The organism is Terriglobia bacterium, from assembly GCA_020072645.1.
GTDB lineage: Bacteria > Acidobacteriota > Terriglobia > Terriglobales > Acidobacteriaceae > Angelobacter.
The window spans coordinates 1-26,224 of sequence record JAIQGK010000003.1 but is presented as its reverse complement, the minus strand read 5'-3'; the positions used below and the strand labels follow the sequence as shown (position 1 = coordinate 26,224).

Below are 26,224 nucleotides of genomic sequence, written 5' to 3'. Positions count from 1 at the left end.
CTCCTTACCAAAGGACTGCGGCCACACATAACAAAAGGCGGGTCTGCATTAGACCCGCCTTTGTTTCAGGTGGTAAGAACTTAGTACATTTTTTTTGCCGGGGCCTTCTTCTTGGCCGGATGCGCCGGTGTGGGCGTGGCCTTGGCCGGAGTGCCCGCGCTGCAATAGTGCAAAGTCGAAGCTGGCATGCCGGCAGCTTCCGCAATAGTCATCACGAACAGTCGGTCATATTCATTTTCGCCGATGGGCGCCACTGTGCCACCCTGAAGGCGGGCGATCACAAAGGGCACTGTGTCACTGTGTCCCACCACCAGAATGTTTCCGCCGCCCGTATAAACCAGGTTCTTGATCAGTGCGTTGGGGTCTTTGGCGGGAAGAATTGTCGGCTTGATTTTTAGCGCTTTGGCTAGTGGCGCCGCTGTTTGCTGTGTGCGTAGAACGTCCGTCACATAGATCTGTTTTATGCCAGCGTCCTTAAGGGTGGTGGCCAGGCATTCTGCCCGCTTTTCCCCTTCAGCGCTCAGCGGCGCGTCTGCGGCGGCAGAAGCCTTCTCCGCGTGTCGCACCAGGAATACGGTGCGCACGTTTTGCTGGGCGGCTGCCAGTTGGCAAAGCAATAGAGCAGGAAAAATTGCGCGAAAGAATAAAGATTTCATGCGTGAATTATCGACCTCCGTGGTCTTCCTGATGTTTGTATCACCTTTTAGCAGTTTGGCTGAGCGGAAAATCCGCATGGGCGGCTGTGCCTCCATCCTCAACAGCACTCATTGTGGTGATGTCGCATCAGGTGATCACCCTATAACGCCAATGCGGGATGTAAAGGAAGTCGCCCCACCGGAAAACAACATATGGTAGGATAGCGCATCTCCCCCAAATTTCTTGCTATCGTTGCTGAGGAAGGTCTCGTCATTCATGATCCGAATTCTTATTACCACTCTTCTGGCTGGAACATGTGCGTTCGCTCAGACATCGATCGCTCCTCCGGCGCAAGGTCTTTCTCGTCCACCCCTCGCCCAGCAGCCCGCACCTCCTTTACCGCAACAGTCTTTTAATCCCGATAACGTGGCCCCGGGTGCCCCGGTCGTGACAATTCAAGGTGTTTGCCCAAGGACCACGGCTTCCGCGAAAAGTGGCGCTGCCAAATCTGATTCTTGCCAGACCGTGATCACCAAAGAGCAGTTCAACAGCATGCTCTCCGGGATGAATCTCGCGGCGCAAATCTCCAATCCAGCCGCAATGCGAAGTTTTGCGGAAAGTTATGCCCAGTTGCTGGCCCTGGCTAGTGAAGGTGAAAAGGCCGGCGCAGAAAACGATCCGCGCTTCCAGGAATTGATGAGGATAGCGCGCGTCCGGGCGTTGGCTGACACCTACCGCCATTCCCTTGAAGAAAAATTCAGCAACCCGCCGCAGGAAGAGATTGAGGCCTACTACAAGGAAAATATTTCCAAATACGATTCCTTTAAAGTTGAGCGCATCATCATTCCTTCAATCAACACCAATCGCACGCCCGCCGCGCGCGCTGAGTACCAAAAGAAATTCCAGCAAATGGCCAATGACATTCACGAGCGGGCAGCCCGGGGTGAAGAAACACAAAAGCTCCAGGATGAAGTCTATAAAACTCTCTCTCTCCCCTCTCCTCCAAAGACCGATCTTGGGATGAAGCGCAGAGGCGGCCTGCCGGCGGGGATTGAAAAGGACCTGCTCGCTTTGAAGCCGGGTGAAGTTACCAAACTTGAGAATGAAATGTCCGGAGTAAATATTTATAAGCTTCGCAGCCGCGATACCATTCCGCTTGAATATGTCAAAGCCGAAATCGTGCGCGATCTGCATCAGAAGAATATGGAAGCTACCCTAAAGGCCGTGACCGGAAACATACATCCGGAGTTCAACGAGCAGTTTTTTGGTCCTACCGGCAGAACGGCCGGCCCAATCCTGCGAAATCCACCGTCATCGGGTGCGATCTATCCCCAACCTGTCACGCCGGGAACTCCGGCGCCAGGCGTCCCAACTGGAAATCCCGCGCAACAACCTGCTTCGCCAAAATAAAAAGCCGATGGCCACTGGCTTCCTGAAAACTAGTTGACCAAAAAATTCTATGGATGAATTCGCGGCAGCTCGCCGGAATCAATAGTTTCACCGCTGCGTGAAATTGTCTGGAAGTACAGCTTGTCGCCCGCAATCTCCACCAGCATGAAACTCTGGTCGGAATCAAAGCCTTTCACCCGCTCTCTGGCTTCGCCAAAGTCATGCGTCATCAGCTTGCCGGAATTGCCCAGAACAAAGTAGTAGATATTATTTTCCGGCTTGATTCTCTGGTAGACGTGTTCATGGCCTGAGAACACAGCATTCACGCCGTAGCGCTCAAACAGGGGAAGCACCTGCGTGCGCAAATCAGAGTCAGCGCCATGGTGACGGCCATCATTATATAAAGGATGGTGGAAGAAACAGATTTTCCATGTGCCTTGCGAGTTCTTCAGGTTCTGGTCGAGCCAGCTGAGCTGTCTGGGGTCCATGTAATTGCTGTCCAGCGCAAAAAACGCTGCTTCGCCTTTGCGAAACGCATAATAACGTTCACCGCCCATGTTGAAGGGCTTGTAGAGCCGTTCGTCGTCGGGATCGTCGTGGTTGCCCAGCGACGCGTAAAACTTCACCCCCGCATCCAACAGAGGCTTGTAAGGCTGCTCAAATTTTTTAACAAAGTCTCTCGGCGAGTGGCTGCCGTAAATGTTGTCACCCAGCATGATTACGAAATCGAATTTTGTAGCTTGCTGATAGGCTTCCATCATCTGCGCCACTTCATATTGCGCCCGAGCGCCGGTCCCACTGTCTCCGATCACGGCAAATCGCACTGACTTGTCCAGCAGCGGAATTCTGACATCAAGCTTGCCCGCGGACTCCGCTTGCGATGCTACTGCTCCTGGATCTGCCTGGGCCACTCGCACGTGTCCCACCAGCGCCAATGCCAGCGTTGCAACAAGCATCATCACGTTTCGGTAGATCGTTACTCTGCTTTGTTTCATGCCGCCGGTACCGCTCCGGGAATAAAGTCCACAACTAGACCGGAAGCCATGTCATAGAGCAACAGCGTTGAACCCACGATCCGGTATTGAAGCTCTTTGGGAAGTGGCGGCAGGTGCTTCAGCAGCGTCGGAGGGGTCGATTGCAGCGGCAGGTTCCTGGGATATTTTGCATTCACCCGCAGTTGCACGTTTGGCAACGGCTCGGCATGCCGGAGGCTTGCGCGGATTTTGCCGCCCTCGGGTCCACGCAACGTGCTCTCAATCTGCTTTTTGAAATAAGCCGAAACCGCCGGCGTAAAGATATCTCCGCGTTGGGCCTCTGGGCGTGCCTGCTGGGTCTTTTCTGCCGTCTTTTGCTTTTCTTCAGCGAGCTTGCCGGGAGAGTCAGTCGGCTTCTTCACGATGTCTTGTTTCTTCTTCGCCGATAGATAGTTGCCTATCCGGTCCTGGAACTCCTTGACCGCGCCGTCGTTTCCTTCTTGCGCCATCGCGCACGAGAACAAGAAAACCACGAGCAAGCTCAATGACAGCCAACTTGTGGAAGCGTGAAGCTTCATAAAGAACATCATCCTTATTAGTGCTTAGATGCAGCAACCTCAATATGCCGGCCGAACTGCTACTCCGCTACCGCTTCTTCCACGATCTTTGCCGCTGTCTTCTTCACTGCTTTCGCCAGCGCGCCTTTTACCATTTCGCGCGCTTCGTCGCGATCTACTTCCACGTTTGCTTCCTTCTCGATGACCTTAACCACCTGTTGCACCACCGTGGCCGGGGCAAGCTTTTTTCTCACAGCCTTGCTGACTTTCCTCGATGTCCGTTCCGCCTTCGCACTCACGCGTTTCTTGTCAGCGCGACGGTCCGCCGGCGTTGATGCCTTCCAGTCATCTTCAAAAACCGTAACCATGGAACTGACGACCTTGGCGTTGTTCACAATCATGCCGATTTCGCGCCGCTCATCCAGTTCAAGCTTGCGCATACTCTGGCTGCCCAGAAATGCCTGTTTACAATCCCGAATGATCACCCGCGTGTGCAGCCGCATGCGCTTAAATACGCGCGCGGAAAGATGCCGGTTGCGGGAAACGTGCCCGATGATCTTGACCTGCACTCCCACCTGCAATCGCTCCTGCAAGATGCGCAGGATTTCTTTGTCCGCGATGTCGACGTCATAAATCAGAAGTTCCTTCTTGGCTCCCTTCAGGAACGTCTCTAGGACCTGCCGCGCATTCACCGGGCTAACCAGAAACTTCTTCGAACTGGATTTATAAGTTTGCCGCTGCGTGTCACAGGCAAAAAGTCGCGATGCTTCCTTTACCAGTTCGCGGTTTCTGGTCACAATGCCAAAGCTGCGGCTCCGCTCCGTGTCCAGATGGGTAAAGTTGTAGGTCAGCAAATAGAGTTCCTTGCCGTCCACAAGCATCATTTTGCCGTGATAGCGGATCAGGTCGTCCGCGGTCCGCGCGACCGTGATTCCTTTTTCCAGGAACCGCATTTCCAGCTTGCGCAGATTTTTCTCACCACCGCGATTGGTAAATGCGATCAGCGCATGGACAAAAACGCCTCGCTGGGCGGCATCTTCCAGTGCGTGCTCGATCTCTGTCTGATCGAAGCGGAAAATAACAATTTCAATACTTTTCTTGGCCCGTTTGATGGCTTTGAGCAGGGGCGCGGCGCCATCCGCCGGCTGAACGATCAGCTTCAATGGTGCTCCTTTGTCTCCACATAGTGAATTGAGACTTCCTGGTGGCCGCGCGCCTACCAGAATAGTTAGATGCAGCTCTGGCCTGCGGCTTTGGCCGTGGCTTTGGCTGTTCCTCCGCCCCGAAATCAGCATCCAACTTTCGGGTACTCTCATGCCTTCTTGCGGTTACGCGTCTTTTCGCCGATGGCTATTTGCACTCGCCGTGCTGGTCGTCGCCACAGCTTTGCCCGCGTTGGGCCAAAAAGAGAACGGGGATAGTTCGTCCGTCGCACACGCTATCTGGCATGAACCTGGCGACATCAAGTCAAAAGACCTGTTGAACGGTCCCGGCGGAGAAAAGCATCGTCCGCAATTGCCGCTGAAATTCTTGAAAGAAGATAAGCACGGACAAAATTCCAAGTTCGATGTTGAGGACGCGAATGGGACAAAGTGGAAAGCCAAGCTGGGAATTGAGGCCCAGCCAGAAGTAGTAGCCACCCGGCTGCTATGGGCCATAGGCTATTTCACCAATGAAAACTATTTCTGTGCCGACCTGGAAGTGAAGGGCCTTCCCGGCCACCTGCACCGCGGGCAAGGGCACGTGATTTCTCCGGACCATATTGATGGAGCCCGCCTTCAGCGGCACCGTGGTGATGAAAAGAAAGAAGCCAACTGGAGCTGGCGCCACAATCCATTTTTCGGCACACGCGAGTTCAATGGGCTGCGGGTAATGATGGTTTTATTGAGCAACTGGGACCTCAAGGACGAGAACAACGGCATCTTCACCGACAAAAACGGCCAGCAACAGTATCTTGTCACTGACGTGGGCACAGCTTTCGGCGCTTCCGGCAAGCACTGGACCGAAGCCGCGTCAAAAAATAATTTGAAGGAATACAGAAAGGCCAGGTTCATCTCCAGGGTCGCGCCGGATCATGTGGACTTCAACTTCCCTCGCCGGCCGCCGCTGCTCCACCTGCTTGTCCTGCCCAGCTACATTCACCAAGTCCATATGCGATGGGTCGGAAACCACGTGCCGCGGGCTGACGCAAAGTGGCTGGGATCTTTGCTCGCCCATCTCTCCACGGACCAAATCCTCGATGCCTTTCGCGCCGGCGGCTATCCGCCAGACAAAGCAGCAGCCTTCACCAAAGTTGTACAGGTCCGCATTGCCGAGCTGAACCAATTATGATGGAAAACTTTTCTAGGCGGCTTCCTCGCCCTTGAACTGAAGTTTATGTAATTCCGAATACAGGCCACGTGCTTTGAGCAGTTCTTCATGCCCGCCTTGCTCCACAATGGCGCCTTCATTCACAACAAAAATTACATCAGCGCGGCGAATGGTTGAAAGGCGGTGTGCAACCACGATGGTGGTTTTCCCTTCCATCAGCCGGTCCAGCGCCTCAAATACCAATTTTTCAGACGCCGCGTCCAGCCCTGACGTCGGCTCATCCAGCATCAGGATCGGCGTATTGCGGATGATGGCGCGAGCAATCGCGATCCGTTGACGCTGTCCGCCGGAAAGTGTCATGCCGCGTTCACCCACGATCGTGTCAAAACCTTGTGACAGTTTTTCAATAAATTCCATGGCATTGGCCTGTTCGGCGGCCCGCTCAATCTCTTTCCTCGACGCTTCCGGCTTGCCATACGCAATGTTCTGCCACAGCGGCCCGTGAAATAGCACGTTCTCCTGCAAGACATAGCTGATGTGCTGCCGGAGCGATTGTTGCTTGATCTTTCTCACGTCTATGCCGTCAATTTTTATTACGCCTTCATTGGGATCGTAGAACCGCGGCACCAGGCTTAAAATTGTCGTCTTGCCAACACCGGTGGGGCCAACCACAGCCGCGACCTGTCCCGGCGCAATACAAAAACTCATGTTCTGGATAATGGGCTGGTCAGGCAAGTAGGCAAAGGAAACGTGCTCAAACTCAATCTTCCCTTTTAGTTTTTTTACGGCCTTGGCGCCGCGAAGATCGTGAACTTCATTATCGGTTTGCAGGATTTCCTGGATGCGCTCATAGCCCACGGCGGCCTTGGAATAGGTGTCGGTCATCTTGGAAAGTTCCTGCATGGGCTTGTACATCTTGCTCAGGTATTGCACAAAGAGCACCATCGATCCTACTGACAAAGTGCCGCTAAGCGTAAGCCGCGCGCCGAACCACAACACCAGGCACGTTCCGGCAGCAACAATCACATCCACCAGCGGCGTGAGTTTTGCTTTCAGGCTGCGGGCACGCAGTGACGATTCCACTTCGGCAAGGCTGGCTTCTTCCAGCCTCTCCTGCTCATATCTTTCCCGCGCAAAAGCCTTGACGACGCGAATGGAAGACAAGACTTCTTCCACCACAGAGAAAACTGCGCTCTCTTTTTTCCTGACTTTGCGCGCGGCTTTCTTGATGCGGCGCGTGTAGCTATAAACCACCAGAAAGAGAATCGGCGCAACGGAAAGCGCAATCAACGTAAAACGCCAGTTCAGCCAGAACATCACGCCGATCATGCCAACAAGAGTCAGCACATTGATCACTGAACTCAACAGACCTGAAGCGATAAAGGTCTGGATGTCGTCCACGTCGGTTGTAACTCGGCTGATGAGGTCGCCAGTCCGGCTCTGATCGTGGAAAGCCAGAGACAGGCGCTGCATGTGAGCATAAATTGCGCGCCGCAGATCGTATGTGACCCATTGCCCAACGCTGGTGGTCAGGTACTTTTCTCCGTAGGTAGAGATGGCATCAAGAAGAGCGATGGCCATCACCGCAATGCAGGCAAACTTGATGGTGGCAAACTTATCGGCTCCCACGAATGTATAGACGAAGTGAGGCAGATCAGATCTGCCAGCGTGATTCTTAAATACCTCATCCAGGACGATCTTAAGCGGCCACGGCTGCAGCAGGTTCGCAATAGCTTCACCCAATACCGCAAGGAACCCAAGAGCAAGCGCTCCGGCATGGGGACGTAGCAACGTCCGCATTGTCAGGCGCTTACGCTTCTTCGGTCTGTCCGCGATTTTCTCTGCATCAGCTTTTCTGGAGACAGGCTGCGCAGCAGCAGACATGGTCTCAAGCTCGGATTTTCGTGTCACGCAGGACCGTCCTTCCCCTCATGCTTAAGATGCAGCAGCACAGGATGACGGCCACCTTGGGTGAGGGATCTACGCTGAATGTAGATTTGAGGGTAAAGTGAACCGGAAGAAAACTCGAATCCAGACACGGGATTGTCTATTTTGGGGGAACGCGAAGGAATTGCCGTGCGACCCCTGTTAGTGTGGTGTCGCTGAAATAACTCGACAATGCATGCAATAAACAAATCATTGTGGACCGCAGCCGCCCTCGGCTGCGCGGAATAATCTTTTGGAAAGCACGTATCGGGCCAACTCTTTGTAAGGTATTTGTGAGACACCACACTAGCATTCAAGAATACACATCAATTGCTTCGACGTCCGGGTCTCACCCGGATAGCCAAAAGCATTATTGATGTAAGAAACGCCGTCGATCTTCACCTGGCGATTCACATGGCTGTGGCCGTAAACATGAATGGCTGGGTTGAGCCTGCGCAACTGGCGCTCAAGCTGCACGGAACCCAGGACCGGATACAAAACCCTGTGCGCGCTCGGAATGAACTCGGGCATCAGATCAATGCGGGGTAAAAAGTGCGAGTAAGTAATGACCTTGTTGCCTGCCACGCTGTTTCGTTCTTCATTGAAGGCAGCAAAGTGCGCCGCAATATCCTGGTCAGTAAAGCCATTCGGCCAGCGGCACGAATGGTAGTCCATCCAAGTGGCTCGAAGTTCCTTGCTCGGCTCGCCAAAGGAGTAATCGTACCATCCGAGCAGCGGAATGATTGAGACACCGCGCTCGTGAAATGCCTCCATGGATGCCCCGGCCGATTTAACCGCTGCACATATGTCGTCGAACTTCTGCAATGAATTCTTTTCAGGGTCCTCGCGTCTCACCCACAATTCGTGATTCCCGGGGACGAACAAGACTTTCTTGAAGCGCTTTGTGAGAATGTTGAGACCCCAATCAAGCAGCTTCTGGATATCACTCATATCGCCGGCAAGAATGAGGACATCATCCTGATATTCAGCCACGGATAAGTTTTGAATCCACTTGGCGTTTTCGCTGTAGTCAATATGGATATCCGATAAGGCAAATACTCGCATTTGCGGTCATCTTCCGAAAGGGCATCATGTTTTCACTGACGCCATAATGCCGTCAGATTCTTCTAATCGAACCAAGAATGTCAGGATAGCATGCCCGCTGACATTAGGGATTGCAGGTAATACCTTGCTAGTCCGCCAACGGCCCTCGCTTCGCGCTTACCCCGAGCGCAGCAGATTCTTAATTTAAGAATTTATGGTGATGGTCAGGGACAGAAGAGCCACTGAACCGGCGCTTGATCCAGTTTCAATCTACATCGAGCGCAGGCGAGAGGGTTGGACTACGCGCGTGAAAAAAACGTGTTAATCCCGCCATCTTCGGCAAGACTATCGCATGCTACACCCTGGCCAGCGCCTCGCAGAACCAGCGTTGCGCGTCAGTCCATTGCGTTTCCAGCTTGAAGCCGCTGCGGCGCAGCAGCCGCGCAATGGAGGCGGTATTGAACTTGTAGCTGTTCTCAGTATGGATGCGCTCGCCTTTTTCAAAGTGGAAGCCGCGGCCCAGGTCCTGCACCCACACGGTTTGTTCATACAGGCTTTCCATGTGCATTTCAATGCGTGACTTTCTGCGGTTCCACAGGGCCACGTGCTCAAAAGAATCAACGTCAAAGCTGCCACCCAGTTCGCGATTGATGCGCACCAGCATGTTCTTGTTGAAAGCGGCGGTCACGCCCTGTGCGTCGTTATAAGCCGCGTGGAGGACATCTCCGTCTTTGATGAGATCAAAGCCGATGAGCAATGCGTCGCCCGGTTGAAGTGAACTATGCACGCTCTTGAGGAACGCCATAGCTTCATCAGGCTCAAAGTTGCCGATGGTCGAGCCGATGAAGAGCACCAGCTTGCGTCCGGGAAGCGAGCTGAGGTCTGGGATTCTATGAGTGTAGTCTGCAACGATTGGGCTCACGCGCAGCCGTGGAAAATGCCCGTTTAAAGTTTTCAGAGCGCCCTGCAAGGCCGAAGACGAAACATCCACGGGATAAAAATCCGCGCGCAGCTGGCGGCGCAGCAGCGCTTCAATCAGGACTTGGGTCTTGCTGGCGCTGCCGGCGCCCAGTTCCAGCAGAGTGATATTGACCCCAGCCTGGCGAATGATCTCGCCCGCATATTTCTTCAGGATGGCGCGCTCGGTGCGCGTGGGATAATACTCTGGAGTCTCAGTGATTTGCTCGAACAGGTGCGACCCGGCGGCATCGTAGAAAAGTTTAGGCGGCAGCCGCCGCGGTCGCGCGGTCAGTCCGCGCAATACTTCTTCCGCAATAGGACTAACAAGTAGTGCAGGGCTTTTAACTGCCATCGTCAGCCAGCCTTATTCCGGAAAATTGCCAGCGTGTTTCTGGAGGGAAAAAATTGCGGTACGTGGCGCGAATGTGCGAGCGCGGCGTGGCGCACGATCCGCCACGCAGGACCATCTGTCCGCTCATGAATTTGCCGTTGTATTCACCCAGCGCGCCGGCAGCGGGCTTATAGCCGGGATATGGAAGATAGGCGCTTGCCGTCCACTCCCAGACATCGCCAAAGAGTTGGAGCGGCACACCGTTCTCCAGCGACATAGGAGCCGCTACGGGATGAAACCTGCCGTTCTCCAAAAGATTGCCCTCGACGGTGGGGACTCGGCTTGCGGCCACTTCCCACTCAAACTCGGTAGGGAGGCGGGCACCGGCCCAGCGGGCAAACGCGTCGGCTTCGTAATAACTCACATGGCAGACCGGCTCGGCTTCTTCCACGTTGCGCATGCCGGAGCAGGTGAACTGGATCCACTTCCCGCCAGATTTTTCCCAATATAGCGGCGCTTTCCAGCGATGCGTCTGCACGGCCTTCCAGCCGTCAGAGAGCCACAGTTCAGGCCGCGAATAGCCGGCGTCTTCCATGAAGGAGATATATTCGCCGCACGTTGCGAGGCGCATGGCAAAGCGGAATGGGCGCAGAAAAACTTTGTGTCGCGAGCCTTCATTATCGAAATAGAACGACTCGCCTTCAGCGCCAATCTCATACAGCCCTTCAGGATAAAGCTGCGGCTTCTGCTGCGGCGCGCTGTCAGTAGTCGGCGCTGCCACTGCCGTCTGATATGCCGGATGCAGTGGGTTGCTCCAGAACCCATGCTTGATATCGGTAACGATCAGTTCCTGATGCTGTTGCTCATGGTTCAGCCCCAACGTTACAAGTTTCTGCGCTTCCGCGGCCACCGCGCCTGATTGCAGCAGCTTGCGCATGTGTTCATCCACGTGCGCGCGATACTTCCGGATTTCTTCCAGCGCAGGACGCGAGAAGGTATTGCGCAGAGCCTTTTCCGGCTGCTGGCCAACCGCGTTGTAATAAGAATTAAATAGATCGCGAAACTGCGGATGGAAAGATCGGTACCCTGGCAGATGGCTGGAAAGAATAAACGTCTCAAAGAACCAACTGGTATGCGCCAGATGCCACTTGCCCGGGCTCGCTTCCGGACAGGACTGCACCATTAAATCTTCGGGAGTCAGTGGGGCAGCGAGCGCGTCCGTCTGCTGGCGCACGGAAACATACTGGCTGGCGAGCGACGCCAGGGCGCGCTCTTCGGCCGACGCGGGCGGAAATGTCAAAACCGATTTCAGGTGAGCCATAGGGGGAATCCTGTCACTCAAACCAACAGGGCAGACATAGTAAATCTTTGGCCCACAAAATGCACCTTGGGCACAACAAAAGACCGTCAACATATGATGCGCAAGGCTGATTCAAAGTTTCGATTTTGTCGCGGTGATTGACCTGAGGTTAATGGCCAAGCTCCCTATGGCCGAAAATCGCCCATTCCGCCCACCGAGTGAAAATTTAACGAAAGTTACAGCCAGGCTGGTGTATCTTCAAGAATGTGACACCTGCAGATTCAACGGTCCGGCGAATCATCTTTCACGTCGATATGGACGCTTTCTTTGTCTCCGTGGAAGAGCTGTTTAATCCGGCGCTGAAAGGCAAGGCCGTGGTGGTTGGCGGCCAGCGGGATGAGCGAGGCGTAGTGTCGGCCGCGTCGTATGAAGCGCGCAAGTTTGGCGTGCATTCGGCCATGCCGCTGCGGACAGCAGCGAAGCAGTGTCCGCACGCCATCTTTGTCGATGGTCATCCCGATCTTTATCGCGAATACTCGCACAAGTCGCGGGAAGTGCTGCATGACTTCTCGCCCGCGGTGGAGATGGCTTCCATTGACGAGGCCTATCTGGACATGACGGGTACGGAGCGCCTGCACGGGCCGCCACTGCTCTCCGCGCATAAGCTGCATCAGCAGATGAAAGAACGCACCGGGCTGAATTGTTCCATCGGGATTGGCAGCTCAAGGCTCATGGCAAAAATCAGTTCAGATAAAGCCAAGCCCAACGGCGTCCTGTATGTGCTGGCCGGGCAGGAGCAGAGTTTTCTTGCGCCGCTGGATGTTGGCAAAATTCCGGGCGTGGGCAAGGTCACCAAAGCGCGGCTCAATGATATCGGCATTGTTTACATTGGCGATCTGCTCAAGGTGGAAGAGCGGGTTCTGGAAGAAAATTTCGGCAAATGGGGCCCGACGCTGGCCGGCAAAGCACGCGGTGAAGATGCGGGTGCATGGTTTGAAGGCGACGTGGGCGAAGAGTGGCAGGCAAAATCCATCAGCCATGAACACACCTTTGATCGCGACACAGCCGAACTCGGCAAGATTGAGCCTACGCTGGCGCACTTGTCGGAAAAAGTGGGCCGCCGCTTGCGCGAACAGAACTTTATTGCCCGCACGCTGCAACTCAAGCTGCGCTATTCAGATTTCACCACCATCACCCGGGCGCATTCGCTCAACAGCCCCACGCAAATGGATATGGAAATTTTTTCGGCCATCGCAAAGCTGTTCCATGCCAACTGGGAGCCGCGTCGCGCAGTGCGCCTGCTGGGGGTGCAGGCATCAAACTTTGAAGACCTTCCGGAACAGATGGACTTGCTGGAAGGGGACAAAAAACAAAAATGGGCGCGCGCTCTATCCGCCTCTGATCGGCTGCGCGATAAATACGGCGACTCCGCAATCTTTCTGGCCAAGACCATGGGCGGCAGCTTTCGTGAGCGCGTCCATGAGAATCCTGCGGAAAAGCCAGACAAAAAGCGGTAATTTTTTGCAGGGTTGCGAAGATCAAACCGTATTCACGGGCCTGGGGTTTCGCGCCGCCTTGATAGAAATATAAATCCGCACACAAATAGAAATGGTGGTATTTTGTCTCTCAACAATGGCGAGTTCACCAGCAGTTCTTTATTAGATAATTCTTATCATCCTGTCATCTTTAAAGCGTTTTTCAAGGATCTCCAGGTTTTGGCCCTGACCTGGGATAGAAGTTGCAGGCTGCTTTATGTCTTCGCGGTTTGAAGCACTCGTTGCCTTTAGCATTATCAGCGTCCTGGTATCACTGTTTGCCTGGATCTACTTACGGGACCGTCAAAAAAGGACTCGCTTATGGATGCTGGGTTGGATCGCGATCCTGGTCCATTTTGCCGCTCCTGCTTTCAGCGCAGACTTTCCCCGCCTGGCGCCTTTCACGTCGTGGATCAAGGTTTGCACACTGATTATTGCCGGGACGTTCTTTCTGCTTTCCGTGTCTGAAGTTTTCATCTGGCGGCGCAGACGGATTGGGTTTGTTTTGTTCGTGAGCGCGGCGGCCGTGCTCTATCTCACCATCTTGCTGCTTCATGTTCGTACTCCGTGGATTTACCTTTCCCTGCTCTTCATCAGCATTGGTTACGGCATGATCCAGGCGATACGCTACTACGGCTGGCGGAGCCCATACCTGTATTCGTTACTTCTTCTGGCCCCCTACGGGGGATGGGCCGCGCAACAGGCCATGCATGGAACTTTGCGGCACGGAATGAATTTTTACCTCTTTGGGTTCTTTTACGTGACCGGCTTGGTCTACTTCCGCCATTTTCGCAGGTTCTCCCCAGGAGTCATCCTGACTTCCGCTGCGTTTATGGCCTGGGGCTGCGTTTTTCCCTTGTCGGCCATTCTTTCTGCGCTCGGTACGGGGCCTGATCCAGGAAGTTCTTTCTGGGACTTGCCAAAATGTTTCGTGGCTTTTGGAATGATTCTGACGCTGTTTGAGAACCAGACTTACGTGGCTTCCACCGTGGCGCTCCAATATCAGGTCCTTTTTGAAAACAACCTTGCTGCGGTCTATGTTTCCAGTCCAGAAGGCAGGTTGTTGAATTGCAACAGCGCCTTTCTCAGGATGTACGGATTCCAGTCCAAGGAACAGGCGCTTGAGTGTTCAGCGGTGTTTTTTTATTCCGAACCGGAGCAGCGCGAGCAATTTCTGATTGACCTAGGACGCGAGGGGCAGGTGCTGAACTACGAATGCAAGCAACGACGTCAGGATGGCACGGTGTTCTGGATACTCGAACGCGCCACCATCGTCAAGGGCCCGGACGGCAACAGCTTCATTGAAGGCACGGCCATTGATATAACCGAAAGAAAGCAGAGCGAGATTGCGCTGAAGCAGTCAGAGGAGAGGTTTGCCACCGTTTTCCGCCAGAGCCCGGTGGGTTGCGGCATTGTGACGCTGGATGGCGTCTTCCTCAACGTGAATGAGAGTTTGCTGCGAATGCTGGGCCTGCCTGCGGAAAAGGTCATAGGAAAATCGGGGGTTGAATTGGGCCTCTGGAACTCGCAAAGCCACCGCGACGAGTTCTACCGGAGACTCCGGGCAGAAGGAGCGGTGCAAAACCTGGAAATCAGATTTAGGGATGCAAACGGAGTTGAGCACATTGCCCTGTACTTCGCTACTCTGGTGCGCATCGGCGACAAGGAATGCATCTTTGGCATGCAACTCGACCAGACGGAACAGCGCGCCCTTGAAGCAAAATTCCTCCGTGCGCAAAAAATGGAAGCCCTGGGCCGGCTGGCCGGAGGCGTTGCGCATGACTTCAACAATCTGCTGGGAGTGATTGGCGGCTATGCTGAACTGCTGGAAGCCAAACTGGAAAGCGCCGAGGGCCTGCGCCGCTATTGCAGCAAGATTATTGATACCACGCAACGCGCCAGCGGCCTTACCCGGCAACTGCTCACCTTCAGCCGCAAGGAAATCGTGCGGCCCGTACCGCTGCAAACCGGAGAAGCTCTTCAGGAGCTTACCGCCATTCTTCCCCGGCTGATTGGGGAGGACATTGAACTCTCAGTGGACCTGCGCGCCACGGGGACTGTGGTGATCGACAAGACACACTTCGAACAGATCATCTTCAACATCGTCATCAATTCACGCGACGCAATGCCCGCGGGCGGCCAGATATTTGTGACCACAGAAGACGTGCTACGTCCGGCGCTCACTTCCTCTGGCAATGTCGCGATCGGTCAATACGTGGCCATACGCATTCGCGATACCGGCATTGGCATGGATGAAGAGACGCGCTTGCATGCCTTTGAGCCTTTCTACACGACGAAAGAGGTCGGACGCGGCACCGGACTCGGACTTGCCACCGTGTATGGCATCGTCCAGCAATGCCACGGTGAGATCGTAATTGAGTCCAGTCCCCGAAAAGGGACACAGGTCAATATTCTGCTGCCGGTAGCGGTCTCTGACGCTCCCAGCGCCAGCGAAGCCAGTCCGCAGGAAATGAAGAGAGGCAATGGCGGCATCCTGCTGGTGGAAGACGAGATGGATTTGCGAAACGTTAACGCCGAATTCCTGACTGCGCTCGGCTATTCCGTTACATGCGCCGGCAGCGGTCCGGAAGCGCTGGGTCTTTTGAAGGCTGCCGGCCAGATTGACCTGGTCATTACAGACGTGGTGATGCCAAAAATGAGCGGTCGCGAATTTGCCGACCGGTTGCTGCAACTCAGGCCGAACACCCGGCTTCTTTACGTTTCCGGATATACAGACGACATCGTTCTGCAAAATGGCATTTCCAAGCAAGGCGTGTTTTTTCTTCAGAAGCCGTATTCTCTGAAGGACCTTGCAGGCAAGGTCCAAACCCTGATGGCCACTCCTTTGCGTACCTGAAGCGCCTCTCTTGTTTTGAAGAAATCTTCAGCCGTCCGATTTTATTTACGTTGATAAACCTGCCAGTTCGCTTCTCCATCCAGCTTGTTGCTGCGTAAAAAATCCCAGATTTGTGGATTCAGTTCTTTCGATACCGCGTAATAGTTGTGGTCGTGCCCTTTGATTTCGATTACCTTGGCGTCAAAGCCGTGTTTGTTCAACTCAGTCTGTGTGGCTTTTACCAGCGGCGGTTTAAAGTACGGATCTTCCGTGCCGACCCATATGGTGATGGGAATCTTGCGCTTCGCGACATCCAGAGTGGGATAGAAGTCTTCAGCAATCGCGCCCGCATGGACTCCCGTTGCGGCAAAGTATCTGGACTCCATCCCCCCCATATACAAAGCAAAAACCGCGCCGGCGGAATGGCCAAAAATATATAAACGGGCGCCATCAACAGAATGCTTTGCGCGGACCGCTTCCACGATGTCGTGAAGAAATTCAGGACCATCGGTGTTCATGCTCCACTCGCGCGAGTTTGCCGAGTCAGGCGCGACAAGGATGATGCCTTCTTTCTCCGCCAGGTCTTTCCATTCGTTGATTTGTGACATTCCGTCACGGCCAGAGCCGTGCAGAAGCAACAGCAATGGTGCCGGCGCGGTAAGTTTTTCCGGCACAAACGTATAGTAAGTCCGTTCCGCACCCATAGATGCGATAGTTTGCTTTTCCGGTTTTGCGCTCGCAAACGTAGCGGCTGAAGTGGCAACAAGCAGAAACAGCAGAGCGAATGTTTTCATCGGCAGGTTTCCTGTGGTCTCAAATTAGACTCAAGGCGATTGGGCTTGGTAAGCGTTGCCATTCCGGGCTTTACGCGCTCTTTTCCACCAGCTCTTGCGTTTCCACCAGTTCAGGCTTGAGTTTCATCGGGAGCCATCCGCGCACCAGAATATAAAGCACTGGGATAATAAAGAGGTTGAGGAACGTGGAGATGATCATTCCTCCAAACACTGTCGTTCCGACGGAGTGCCGCCCTGCTGCGCCCGCGCCGCTGGCAAAGACCAGTGGCAGCACGCCCAGAATAAACGCGATTGAGGTCATCAGGATGGGCCGCAACCGCAGCCGCGCAGCTTCAATCGCGGAGTCCACAAGGCTCAGCCCGCGATGCTGCAACTGTTCGGCAAATTCCACGATCAAGATGGCGTTCTTGCTGGCCAGGCCAATCAGCATCACTAGTCCTATCTGGCAGTAGACGTCGTTTTGCAGGCCGCGCATGGATTGTGCCAGCAGCGCGCCCAGCACCGCCATGGGCACAGCCAGCAGAATAATAAACGGCAGCACAAAGCTCTCATACTGCGCGGAGAGCGTCAGGTACACCACCAGCAAGCCCAGGCCAAAGAGCATTACGGTTTGCGCACCGGACTGTATTTCTTCCAGTGAAATTCCAGTCCATTCAAACGAATAACCCTGATGCAGGACTTCTTTTGAGATATCTTCCATGGCCTGAATCGCCTGGCCGGAGCTATACCCGGGAGCGGCGCTGCCATCAATTTCAACGCTGCGGAACAGATTGTAATGGTTGATCACACTGGCGTTGGTCCCTTCTTTCACCGTGACCAGGTTGTCCAGTGAGATCATGCGATTATCGTCTGACCGCACGTAAAACTGCCGCAGGTCGCGCGGCTGCGAGCGGTATTGCTGGTCCGCCTGCACCATCACGCGGTAGGAACGATTGTTGAAATCAAAGTCGTTCACGTATTGCGATCCCATGTAGATCTGGAGCGCGGAAGTGATCTGCGAAAACGGGACGTTGAGGCTCTTGGCTTTTTCACGGTCAATCTGCACCACAAATTGAGGATCGCGCGCGGTGAACGTGGTAAATAAAGGATGCGCCAGCTCCGGCCGTGTGTTCGCCTTGGCGATGATCTGGTGCACCACGGATTCCAGATCGTCCAGGCTGCCGCCACTGGTCTGCTGCAGTTCATAAGCAAAGCCGCCAAACTGACCCAGGCCCTGAATGGCGGGCGGATCAAAGGCAATTACTATCGCTTCATGAATGCTCATCAACTGCCCGCGCAGCGTATTCAGCACCGCAAAAGCGCTGTGGTCTTTTCCGCCGCGTTGGCTAATGTCTTTCAGGCTGGCAAAAATAATTCCCTGGTTCGCGGCGCTGCCGGTAAAGCTGAATCCCGGAACGGAGAAGACGCCTTCAACGTCATGGTTCGCGCTCACCATGGCCGCTGCGCGATCCATCACTTTGGTGGTGTACTGCAATGACGCTCCGGGCGGCGCCTGCACAATCACAAAAAAGTATCCCTGGTCTTCCTGTGGCACAAAGCTGGTAGGAACCTTCTGGTAGACAAAGAACGTGGCTGCCAGACCCAAAATAAAAACCACTACAACCGCGGCACGCCAGTTGGTGAGCCGGTGAAGTATCGACTGATAACCGGTGGTCCCTTTATGGATAGCAGAGTTGATTCCGGAAAAAAATCGATTCTGCCGGCCTTCACGGGGGCGCAGCAGCAAAGCGGCCAGCGCCGGTGAAAGCGTGAGCGCGTTGAAAGCTGAAATCGCAATGGAGAAAGCGATGGTCAGCGCAAACTGCTGATAGAGCCTGCCGGTGCTGCCCGGGAACAATGACACAGGCACAAACACGGCGATCAGCACAAGCGACGTCGCTACTACCGCGCCTGTAACTTCGCGCATGCCAATCCGCGTGGCTTCTCGCGGATCGCTCACTCCTTCTTCTATATGGCGCTCCACGTTTTCGATCACGACAATGGCGTCGTCTACGACCAAGCCAGTAGCCAGGGTGATGCCAAACAGCGTAAGCGTATTAATAGAGAAGCCGAAGAACTTGGCAAAGATAAATGTTCCAACCAGAGAAACAGGAATCGTGATGGCGGGAATCACCGTGCTGCGCCAGCCTTGCAGGAAAAGAAAAATCACGACGATTACGATCAGGATTGCTTCTGCCAGCGTCTTCAGCACTTCGCGAATGGATTCACCTACGGCGCGCGTGGTATCAAACGCCACCTGATATTTCAGTCCCTTGGGGAATCGCTTGGCCAGTTGCTCGATCTCAGTCTGCACGTCGCGGCGCACCTGCAACGCATTGGCATTGGAGAGTTGCATTACACCCAGGCCCATTGCGTCCTGGCCGTTGTAACGCAGCTGGCCGCCATAACTTTCCGCACCCAGCTCAGCGCGGCCCACATCGCGCAATTCGATCAATGATCCATTCGTCGTGCGCTTGATCACAATGTGTTCAAACTCTTTAGGATCGCTCAACCGTCCCACGGCGCGCACGCTGATCTGGTAAGACTGGTTCGGCGGGGCAGGCGGCTGTCCCACTTGTCCCGCAGCTACCTGGACGTTTTGCTCGCGCAAAGCTGCTGTTACATCACTGGCGGTAAGGCCGCGAGCGGCCAGACGCACCGGATCAAGCCACAACCGCATGGAATACTTGCGCTCGCCAAAGATGATTACGTTGCCTACGCCCTTCACGCGCTTAATCGCGTCGCGCACGTAAAGGTCAAGGTAGTTGCTGATAAAAAGGTTGTCGTATTCTTTGTTGTCGGCGTAGAAACCGTAAGCCACCACAAATGAGCCGGTATTTTTGGTGATGCTGACGCCCGTCGTCTGCACTTCAATCGGCAGCCGTCCCAGCGCGCTCGACGCGCGGTTCTGTACGTCCACGGCGGCCACGTCAAGGTTGCGGTCAAGGTCAAAAGTGGCGTTGATGGAAGCCGTGCCGTCATTGCCGCTGGTGGAACTCATATAGCGCATGCCTTCCGCGCCGTTGATGGCCTGCTCCAGCAGCGTAGTCACGCTGGTTTCCACCGCCTGTGAGTTTGCGCCGGTATAGAAAGCGCTCACGCTGACCGCAGGTGGCGTCAGGTTGGGATATTGCGCGATTGGCAGCGTGGGAATGCACACGGCCCCGCCCAGCACAATCAGCAGCGAGCATACCGTGGCAAAAACCGGCCTTCGAATGAAAAAATTGACCATGAAGAATCCTGTAACAGGTTAGCAATTGGCAATTAGCCCAATCCGTTCACACCAAAGACGCGAAAAATGGAAAAATCCGAATCCCCTTTTTCCTTTGCGATCTTTGCGTCCTTTGCGGTGAGTTGTTTGGCTAATTGCCAGTTGCTGATTTACGACTGCGGCACCACCGGCATGCCGTCCGCCAGCATCTGCACGCTGGTGATAATGATTTTGTCGCCGGCGTTGATGCCGTCGAGCACTACGTAATCGTTTCCGACCAGATCGCCCACCTGGATCACGCGCTGCCGCGCCACGGCCTGTTGCCCGTTGCCTTCAGCCACAAAGGCAAAAAGCTTTCCGCTCAGGCGCGTCACGGCGGTAATCGGAATCACCGTGGCCTTGCGCTCAGACCACACCACGCGTGCGTGCACCTGCTGCGCGTTGCGGAACTTCATGTCGGTGTTGGGCACCTGGGTTTTTACCAGCAGTGTTTGTGAGTCGGTATCAACGTGCGGTGAGATAAAGGTGATCTTTGTGCGTGTGAGCGGCTTGCCCTGATCATCGACCAGATCCACCGGCATACCGATTTTTAGTGCCCCGGATTTTTCTGCCGGAACGTTCAGATAAGCTTCCAGCGCGCCGCCTTTGTCCACCGTGGTAAGAACGGTCTGGGCGCTTACGTGGTCACCCACATGGACAGGGATATCGCCAATCACACCCGCCGCCGGAGCGCGCACCGTGTAGTAATGCAGTTGCACCTGCTGCTCGCGGATTCCCGCCTGCAACGCTTCGGCGTCGGCTTTGGCGGCGTCGTAAGTGTTTTGCGCCGTGTCCAGATCGGCCTTGGCCAGCACCCCGGCGGCATAAAGCTTTTTCTTGCGGTCAAGGTCAATCGCCGCCTGCTGCATCACCGCCTGTTTGGATTTCAGCCCCGCTTCCTGGTTATTCACCGTCGCCTGCTGCTTGCGCGGATCAATTTCCAGGATTGGCGCGCCAGCGGCAACCCGGTCACCGGAATTCACAAAAATCTCGGTGATATCGCCTTCTACCAGCGGCTGGAGCGTTGCGGCATTGCGCGATCGCAGCGTCGCCAGGTAATCGGTTGAGATCGGCACCATTTCTGGCTGCGCCGTCATTGTTTTAACCGGAAAAGCCTGTGGGCCGGACGGAGTTCCGGCCTTGGCGCCGCTGCCGCAGCCTGCAACCAGCATTGCCACCGCCAGTAGAGCGGTCGTTGGTATGACTAACTTCTTTATCATCATCAATGTTTTAATGTTACCTGACTTGGGAGCACCTGATATTTGGATTAAAGCCGAGCCGCCGCCGATTCAATTTAGACGTGTGAGTAATGGTAAGGTCTTGAGGCTGCCAGCCCTTCTTGCAGAATTAACGAAACTCCCCTCGCAGTCGGTATTTGCCTTTCCGATTACGATAGGCGCGCTTCGCGCACCCCCTCCCCTACCCCTATGTCCACCCATTTCCACCCAAGGTCACCCAATCTACCCAAGAATCGGCAGAGGGCTGTGGTTCGTTTCCGATCCCCTCGTCACCACATAAGATTCCTAGTTGAACCCGGCCAATGTACTTTACCATTTGTTCGCCTTCGCGTCAAGCAAAACCGCATCTGGGTGATGTCAAGCCGCTTGTGTAAAAGGCCTGAGGGTGCGGCATTTGTTGGCGATTTCCAGGACAGCTTCCGGGGCGATGTCAATGGCCGGATAAAGAGTGTCCTTGCAGCAGTTTTGGAATGGAGAATCGTTGCGGGTACGCGACCCAGAACTACTCTTCCCGGATGGTCGCCCACCGCTTGAGCACGCGCTGATTTCCTGCCTTCCAGTCTGAATGCAGTGCCGTCAAGACCAGGCGCGTGTCGATTTCCACCGTAAAGTCGGTCTTGTCCTCAAAGCGGATTGAGACGCAGTGGTAGTCGGATGAAAGACAAACATCAATCCGTTCCACTGTGCGGCCTTTCATCTCCGTATACCGAACACATCCTGTGGGCACGGGGCGCTTGCGCGTGTGCCCTGTCGCTTTGGTTTTTCCCTGCCGTGGCTTCATGGGTTAAACTGCTTTCCGGTTCCGTGAGTTTCTGCATGATAATGCTGGGCCGCATGTTTCAGCGCCTCCGGCAAGTCAATCTCATTACGGTCGCACCAATGGCCCAGGTCGGCGAGCAAGTCGGAGATGATGAGAAAACGATCTTCCTTGTCGCCAACTGTTTCTTTAGCGAGTCCTGTACGCTGCGCAAAGGCGAGCAGGGCCGCTTCTGCCCAAAGCGCTCGGTCGTCGTTGGTGGTTCCTTCGTTTGCTGCTGCGTCTGGTGGAATCAACTGTGCCATTGCTCCTCTAACGGTCTGCGCTTCCCTCGCCATGGGATCCAGTGTGGATGATTTGAATGGAAAAGAACACGGAGTTAAACTACGTGTTCAAAAAACATGAATCCAAGGGTGGTTTCTCTCTGCGATTTTCTTTTGGTTTAAGTCCCACTTTGCGGCGGAAGTGAAGGGTGAAAGATCCAGTTTTCAAACTACGTTCTGCTACTCGGCGGGCCAAGTCTGACGTGGCGAACAAGCTGATCAGCATGTTTCTTCACGAATTGAGTCGCAAGATCAGCCAAAACTGGCCGATTAAAGTTGATGGGGAAGAGTATGAAAGGCTTGTCCGCGCGCGGTTCAATAACGAGTGCCCATATTGCTCTTGCGATCTGACCAATACCGTGTACGGTGTTGAACATCTCGACGGCATGAACCGTTATCGCGTCGGCCTCCATGTACCGGGCAACGTTTTGATAGCGTGTAGAAGGTGCAACGGCGAGAAGCGCCGAGACGACTCATTGAAAGTTCTTTCGCTTGCAAGAACCGGGTGGGAATCTTTTTTGTCTCATGACGGTACCCGTTGTCCTGCGCAATGCCACACCTGCCAATATTGGAAGAGTATCTGGAATGATGAAACAGAACGAAGACTACGATTAGGCGAGAACTTACAAAGAATTCGTTCATTTCGTAGTTTATTTCCAGAATATGAGCGAGCTGTCCTATCCCTTATGACAACCCATCCTGCATTATTGAGCAAGCTCTACTCCGATTGCCAAAACTTTGCCGAAATGGAGATTAGGTCGCTTTTGGATGGATTTGATTCCTCGCGTAAACCCCAAGCTTGAAAGATCAAAAAATTCTGCCCGCGCATAAAGAGAAAAGTTGAGGATTGCGATTTTCATCGATGGATGTTTTTGGCACCGCTGTTCGCATTGCTACGACGGGCATATACCAAAGCAAAACCGCCATTACTGGGTTCAGAAGTTGACTCGAAACAAAACGGAGAGATAACAGGAATAATCGACTTTTGCGGTCCCGAGGTTGGCGGGTCTTCAGAGTTCGCGAGTGCAGCATTTCAAAGCGCAATTCAGCGCTGTTCGCAACCCTTGCGATCTTGAATAAGAGTAAGAGCAGTCAACGCTAGGTTCTCGCTCCACTCGTTGCGCGTGGGCCGATTACTTTATCTTTGCCATCACAATATCGTGCCTGGCCTGGCATTCCGTGGCGGGATCCATGGTGGCCACGCCGACCAGGTCATCTTTTTTGGCGTTGAACTCAACTGGCGGTTTTTTTACCTTAGCGGGGATCCCGGTGAATCTGGCTTTTCCCTGCGTGTTGGTGTAAACCCCCATATCAAGCTTATGAGCGCCAAACGCACCGTATGCCAGATGGACATCAATGCGGGCAGCGTACACTGGCTTGCCGTCTGAGTCAGTAACGGAGAATTCAATGGAACATGGGCCAGAGCTTCCGTCGGTTACTGGGATATCGTCGGGATTCTGTGATTGGGCGGGCTGCTGGCCTCGCACTGCGAAAAGCAGAGTGGCCCCAAGAATCAGGAGAGCACAGGCTGATGCGGCTTGGAAGACTCGTCTCATAAGAGCTGTACAGATTATAAGCGCCGGAAGTTTCCTGGCCAATGCGGCTGACGCGGAACGGACTGTGCGACACTATTTTTGCGCCGCCGCGTCGGGGATCCGCGATGAGTGGCCCGCTACGAGCTGCCAGACTGCATCGCGCCACACAAACACATCGGTAAAACGGCTCTGCCGCCTCACGATTTTGCCGTCCTTATCTTTTCTGGTGATGGTCACGCGGCCTGTGACAACAGCGGAGAGAGGATAAAGGCGCACATCCGTTTCATCGATATCGTAAGTGGCATCGGATTTATGACAATCCTTTTCTCCCGCCAGGTCTTGTTCTTTGTTTGAGACACGCCCTGTGGCATCGGTAAAAATGAATTCTTCCGCTTCGATGCGCTCAAAATAGTGATAGTCGCACTGGAGATTGGCGCGGCCAATTTCATGCTCAATGCGGATCAGCTCATCCTTAATCTGCCCTGGCGTGCCGGCAGGGGTGTTATGTTGCTGGGCAGAGAGCATCAACCAGCCACTCAAAGCTAGGACCACAAATGCAAAGGCGAAGCGAGAGCGTTTTTCCATAAATTTCTGAAAATTATAGCGGAAGCTCTTCGCTGTCGCGCCACACGCAGAGTGTCAGCCTGCTAGTCGAGACGTATTCGGTCGTAGTTCACCCAGCGGCTCATGTCGCTGACGATCACTTTGTCTCCTTCGTGCAGCCCTGACTTGATCTCAATCATTTCTGAAGCGATGGCGCCGAACCGCACATTCACGCGCGTGGCCTGTTTCCTGTCCGGATCCACGCGAAACACAACCGCATCTGTGTTGGCTTGGCCGAAGCCGCCCCTTTCCATGAACAGTGTGTTTTCGATCCTGCCATATTCAATCACGGCATCAGAGCTGTCTCCAACCCGTACGCCCGTGGGCAGAGGCTGGTCAAAAACCAGCTCGATCGGGACCTGTTCCTCCGTCCCCAATTCGCCGATCATGGCGACCTTGCCGGTCAAAGCTCCGCATACCCCAACGATCTTTATGGATGCTGGGTGTCCGATCTTCAGGTTCCGGGCAAACGGGAGCAGAATCTGGACTCTGGCTCTTGCGTTGGGGCCAATGCGAGCCATCATTCCCCGGCCCAACGTATGAAACGGCATGGTGCCGCGCTGAACTGTGTGGACTGAAACTGTAGAACTGCTGATGGCCGGCTCATCGCCGGAATAAGTGCATATAGGTCTGGCCGTGAGCGCGGGCAACGCCAGGGCAAACGTGAGCAAGGACAGAATTTTCATGCATGCTCTCCTTGGAAACGTCTTCTTCTCTTGCAATCAGTCTACCGCCGGCAGAAGCCAAGCCAAATAGCTGATTATCCAAGGAGAAAAGGCGGCTTTCATTGAAAAGCACTGACCGCTATTGGCATAACGGTGTTCGATAACGGACATTGCGTCACAGGCAGGAATCAAGAAACAACTTCCCGGCCTTTATGCCGCCTGGAAGAAATCCCGCATTGCCATGATCACTGCGTCCGGAGTTTCAAGGCAACTGCTGTGGCCCGCGCCGGGAATGTTCACATGGCGGGCGCCGCGTATACCGGCAATCAGGCTTGCTGAATTGGATGGCGGCTGGGCTGTGTCGTCTTCACCGGTGATAACCAGCGTGGGGCAACGGATTGCGGCCATCTCCTCCGCCCGGAGCTGGCGCCGGTTCATCACCGCCTGCAGTGAAGGCGCAATGTTTTTCGGACGGGCGCGCAGTTTCCCAGTCCACTGCTCCAGCATGGGACGGCGCTCCGCACTCATGCGCGTGGTGCGGCCAAAGAGTTCTTTCACTGCGATCGGCGTAAACGGCGCCGGACCAACGATCTTCACCATTTGCGCAAGCAGGTTGTAGCGCACGCGGTTTGAAAGCTTTTCTTGCATCGCCGTCGTGTTCATCAGCGTGAGCGTGCGAATCAGCTCGGGATGATGCGCGGCCACGCGCATGCCGGCGAATCCTCCCATGGAGAGACCGGCGAAGTGGCAGGGCGCGGCCTTGAGCGCGCGAATCAGCAGGGCTGCGTCGTCAGCGATGGTGGACATGTCGTATCCACGCCCTATGTCTTCGGATTGGCCCTGCGCGCGATGGTCATAGGCAATCACGCGGTACTGCTTTTCAAACACGGCGCGTTGCGGCTCAAACATGGAATGGTCCATCAGCAGCCCGTGGGAGAAGACAATGGTCTCCAGACCGTCGCCGGATTCCTTGTAAAAGAGATTGACGCCATTAACCTTGATTGTGGGCATGGCGCTCACTTTACCACGTTCGCCATTTTTCTTAATGTCCGCGATTGGCAATCTCGCGGTCCGCATGATCTGTGTTCATCCGTATTTTCCTGCTCTTCTATTTTTTCGAATCGCGCCAATCACAGATGCATTGGGTTAGATGTGGAGTCTCAAGAGGTTGTTCCGATCGAGGCCGGAGCGGCTGATAGGTGGAACATGGTTGAGGCTACCATGAGGACGGTGCCAGTTGTAATGGTGAAGCCAGGGAAGAAGATGTTCGTGACGGTGTTGC

The 26,224-nt window shown here is 54.5% G+C and carries 24 protein-coding genes; 6 read left to right on the top strand and 18 right to left on the bottom strand.

Annotated elements, in window-relative coordinates:
- Nucleotides 1–80: 80 nt before the first annotated feature.
- A complete protein-coding gene (locus tag LAO76_03655; protein ID MBZ5490012.1) occupies nucleotides 81–734 on the bottom strand; it encodes a histidine phosphatase family protein in 654 nt (217 codons plus the stop codon).
- A gap of 178 nt (nucleotides 735–912) precedes the next feature.
- Here LAO76_03655 and LAO76_03650 point away from each other — a divergent pair, with 178 nt between their 5' ends.
- Nucleotides 913–2,046 carry a peptidyl-prolyl cis-trans isomerase gene (locus LAO76_03650; GenBank protein ID MBZ5490011.1) on the top strand — a complete coding sequence of 378 codons (1,134 nt, stop codon included), beginning with the start codon at nucleotides 913–915 and terminating at the stop codon, nucleotides 2,044–2,046.
- Nucleotides 2,047–2,093: 47 nt separating this feature from the next.
- On the opposite strand, the gene LAO76_03645 is transcribed toward LAO76_03650, so the two are convergent.
- Genes LAO76_03645 through LAO76_03635 form a run of 3 tightly spaced genes read right to left on the bottom strand, consistent with a single transcriptional unit; the run spans nucleotide 2,094 to nucleotide 4,851 of the window.
- Nucleotides 2,094–3,020 carry a metallophosphoesterase gene (locus tag LAO76_03645; protein MBZ5490010.1) on the bottom strand — a complete coding sequence of 309 codons (927 nt, stop codon included), beginning with the start codon at nucleotides 3,018–3,020 and terminating at the stop codon, nucleotides 2,094–2,096.
- On the bottom strand, nucleotides 3,017–3,577 hold the full coding sequence (locus LAO76_03640) for a hypothetical protein (GenBank protein ID MBZ5490009.1): 561 nt from the start codon (nucleotides 3,575–3,577) through the stop codon (nucleotides 3,017–3,019). Before LAO76_03640 ends, LAO76_03645 begins: the two co-directional genes overlap by 4 nt.
- A 59-nt stretch (nucleotides 3,578–3,636) precedes the next feature.
- A complete protein-coding gene (locus LAO76_03635; GenBank protein MBZ5490008.1) occupies nucleotides 3,637–4,851 on the bottom strand; it encodes a phosphatidylserine synthase in 1,215 nt (404 codons plus the stop codon).
- Nucleotides 4,852–4,870: 19 nt separating this feature from the next.
- Between LAO76_03635 and LAO76_03630 the strand changes: the two genes are divergently transcribed.
- Nucleotides 4,871–5,887 (top strand): hypothetical protein, encoded by a 1,017-nt coding sequence (locus LAO76_03630; protein MBZ5490007.1) that lies wholly within the window; start codon nucleotides 4,871–4,873, stop codon nucleotides 5,885–5,887.
- A 12-nt stretch (nucleotides 5,888–5,899) separates the two neighbouring features.
- Here LAO76_03630 and LAO76_03625 read toward each other — a convergent pair whose 3' ends face one another.
- From LAO76_03625 to egtB, 4 genes are all read right to left on the bottom strand, one after another.
- The gene (locus tag LAO76_03625; GenBank protein MBZ5490006.1) at nucleotides 5,900–7,750 is read right to left on the bottom strand and encodes an ABC transporter ATP-binding protein/permease; all 1,851 of its coding nucleotides are present in this window, start codon (nucleotides 7,748–7,750) and stop codon (nucleotides 5,900–5,902) included.
- Nucleotides 7,751–8,098: 348 nt separating this feature from the next.
- Complete coding sequence (locus LAO76_03620) at nucleotides 8,099–8,857, bottom strand: metallophosphoesterase (protein MBZ5490005.1); 759 nt, start codon at nucleotides 8,855–8,857, stop codon at nucleotides 8,099–8,101.
- A gap of 334 nt (nucleotides 8,858–9,191) precedes the next feature.
- On the bottom strand, nucleotides 9,192–10,148 hold the full coding sequence (gene egtD / locus LAO76_03615) for an L-histidine N(alpha)-methyltransferase (GenBank protein ID MBZ5490004.1): 957 nt from the start codon (nucleotides 10,146–10,148) through the stop codon (nucleotides 9,192–9,194).
- Complete coding sequence (gene egtB, locus LAO76_03610) at nucleotides 10,138–11,448, bottom strand: ergothioneine biosynthesis protein EgtB (protein ID MBZ5490003.1); 1,311 nt, start codon at nucleotides 11,446–11,448, stop codon at nucleotides 10,138–10,140. Before egtB ends, egtD begins: the two co-directional genes overlap by 11 nt.
- Nucleotides 11,449–11,741: 293 nt before the next feature.
- On the opposite strand from egtB, the gene dinB reads away from it, so the two are divergent.
- Together dinB and LAO76_03600 are read left to right on the top strand one after the other, a co-directional pair.
- Nucleotides 11,742–12,944 carry a DNA polymerase IV gene (gene dinB / locus LAO76_03605; protein MBZ5490002.1) on the top strand — a complete coding sequence of 401 codons (1,203 nt, stop codon included), beginning with the start codon at nucleotides 11,742–11,744 and terminating at the stop codon, nucleotides 12,942–12,944.
- Nucleotides 12,945–13,287: 343 nt separating this feature from the next.
- Nucleotides 13,288–15,819 carry a PAS domain S-box protein gene (locus LAO76_03600; protein MBZ5490001.1) on the top strand — a complete coding sequence of 844 codons (2,532 nt, stop codon included), beginning with the start codon at nucleotides 13,288–13,290 and terminating at the stop codon, nucleotides 15,817–15,819.
- A gap of 41 nt (nucleotides 15,820–15,860) precedes the next feature.
- Here LAO76_03600 and LAO76_03595 read toward each other — a convergent pair whose 3' ends face one another.
- The 5 genes from LAO76_03595 to LAO76_03575 all read right to left on the bottom strand — a co-directional run bounded on the left by LAO76_03595 (nucleotide 15,861) and on the right by LAO76_03575 (nucleotide 22,121).
- On the bottom strand, nucleotides 15,861–16,592 hold the full coding sequence (locus LAO76_03595) for a dienelactone hydrolase family protein (GenBank protein MBZ5490000.1): 732 nt from the start codon (nucleotides 16,590–16,592) through the stop codon (nucleotides 15,861–15,863).
- A gap of 70 nt (nucleotides 16,593–16,662) precedes the next feature.
- Nucleotides 16,663–19,803: a multidrug efflux RND transporter permease subunit gene (locus LAO76_03590; protein ID MBZ5489999.1), complete on the bottom strand. Its 3,141-nt coding sequence runs from the start codon at nucleotides 19,801–19,803 to the stop codon at nucleotides 16,663–16,665.
- A 149-nt stretch (nucleotides 19,804–19,952) separates the two neighbouring features.
- Complete coding sequence (locus LAO76_03585; GenBank protein MBZ5489998.1) at nucleotides 19,953–21,044, bottom strand: efflux RND transporter periplasmic adaptor subunit; 1,092 nt, start codon at nucleotides 21,042–21,044, stop codon at nucleotides 19,953–19,955.
- 517 nt (nucleotides 21,045–21,561) lie between these two features.
- A complete protein-coding gene (locus tag LAO76_03580) occupies nucleotides 21,562–21,840 on the bottom strand; it encodes a hypothetical protein (protein ID MBZ5489997.1) in 279 nt (92 codons plus the stop codon).
- Entirely contained in the window at nucleotides 21,837–22,121 is a 285-nt protein-coding gene (locus LAO76_03575) for a hypothetical protein (GenBank protein MBZ5489996.1), read from the bottom strand. Before LAO76_03575 ends, LAO76_03580 begins: the two co-directional genes overlap by 4 nt.
- Before the next feature lie 167 nt (nucleotides 22,122–22,288).
- Here LAO76_03575 and LAO76_03570 point away from each other — a divergent pair, with 167 nt between their 5' ends.
- Both LAO76_03570 and LAO76_03565 read left to right on the top strand, forming a co-directional pair.
- Entirely contained in the window at nucleotides 22,289–22,942 is a 654-nt protein-coding gene (locus tag LAO76_03570) for an HNH endonuclease (protein MBZ5489995.1), read from the top strand.
- Nucleotides 22,943–22,979: 37 nt separating this feature from the next.
- Nucleotides 22,980–23,108, top strand: a complete 129-nt coding sequence (locus LAO76_03565) for a very short patch repair endonuclease (protein MBZ5489994.1) — start codon at nucleotides 22,980–22,982, stop codon at nucleotides 23,106–23,108.
- 164 nt (nucleotides 23,109–23,272) lie between these two features.
- Here the strand turns inward: LAO76_03565 and LAO76_03560 are convergent, their stop codons facing one another.
- The 5 genes from LAO76_03560 to LAO76_03540 all read right to left on the bottom strand — a co-directional run.
- On the bottom strand, nucleotides 23,273–23,695 hold the full coding sequence (locus LAO76_03560) for a hypothetical protein (protein MBZ5489993.1): 423 nt from the start codon (nucleotides 23,693–23,695) through the stop codon (nucleotides 23,273–23,275).
- Nucleotides 23,696–23,767: 72 nt separating this feature from the next.
- Nucleotides 23,768–24,259 carry a nuclear transport factor 2 family protein gene (locus LAO76_03555; GenBank protein ID MBZ5489992.1) on the bottom strand — a complete coding sequence of 164 codons (492 nt, stop codon included), beginning with the start codon at nucleotides 24,257–24,259 and terminating at the stop codon, nucleotides 23,768–23,770.
- A 62-nt stretch (nucleotides 24,260–24,321) separates the two neighbouring features.
- The gene (locus LAO76_03550) at nucleotides 24,322–24,963 is read right to left on the bottom strand and encodes an efflux RND transporter periplasmic adaptor subunit (GenBank protein ID MBZ5489991.1); all 642 of its coding nucleotides are present in this window, start codon (nucleotides 24,961–24,963) and stop codon (nucleotides 24,322–24,324) included.
- A gap of 189 nt (nucleotides 24,964–25,152) precedes the next feature.
- Nucleotides 25,153–26,019, bottom strand: coding sequence for an alpha/beta hydrolase (locus LAO76_03545; GenBank protein MBZ5489990.1), 867 nt, complete (start codon nucleotides 26,017–26,019; stop codon nucleotides 25,153–25,155).
- A 69-nt stretch (nucleotides 26,020–26,088) separates the two neighbouring features.
- The coding region (locus tag LAO76_03540) for an IS481 family transposase (GenBank protein ID MBZ5489989.1) at nucleotides 26,089–26,224 on the bottom strand (136 nt) is incomplete at its 5' end.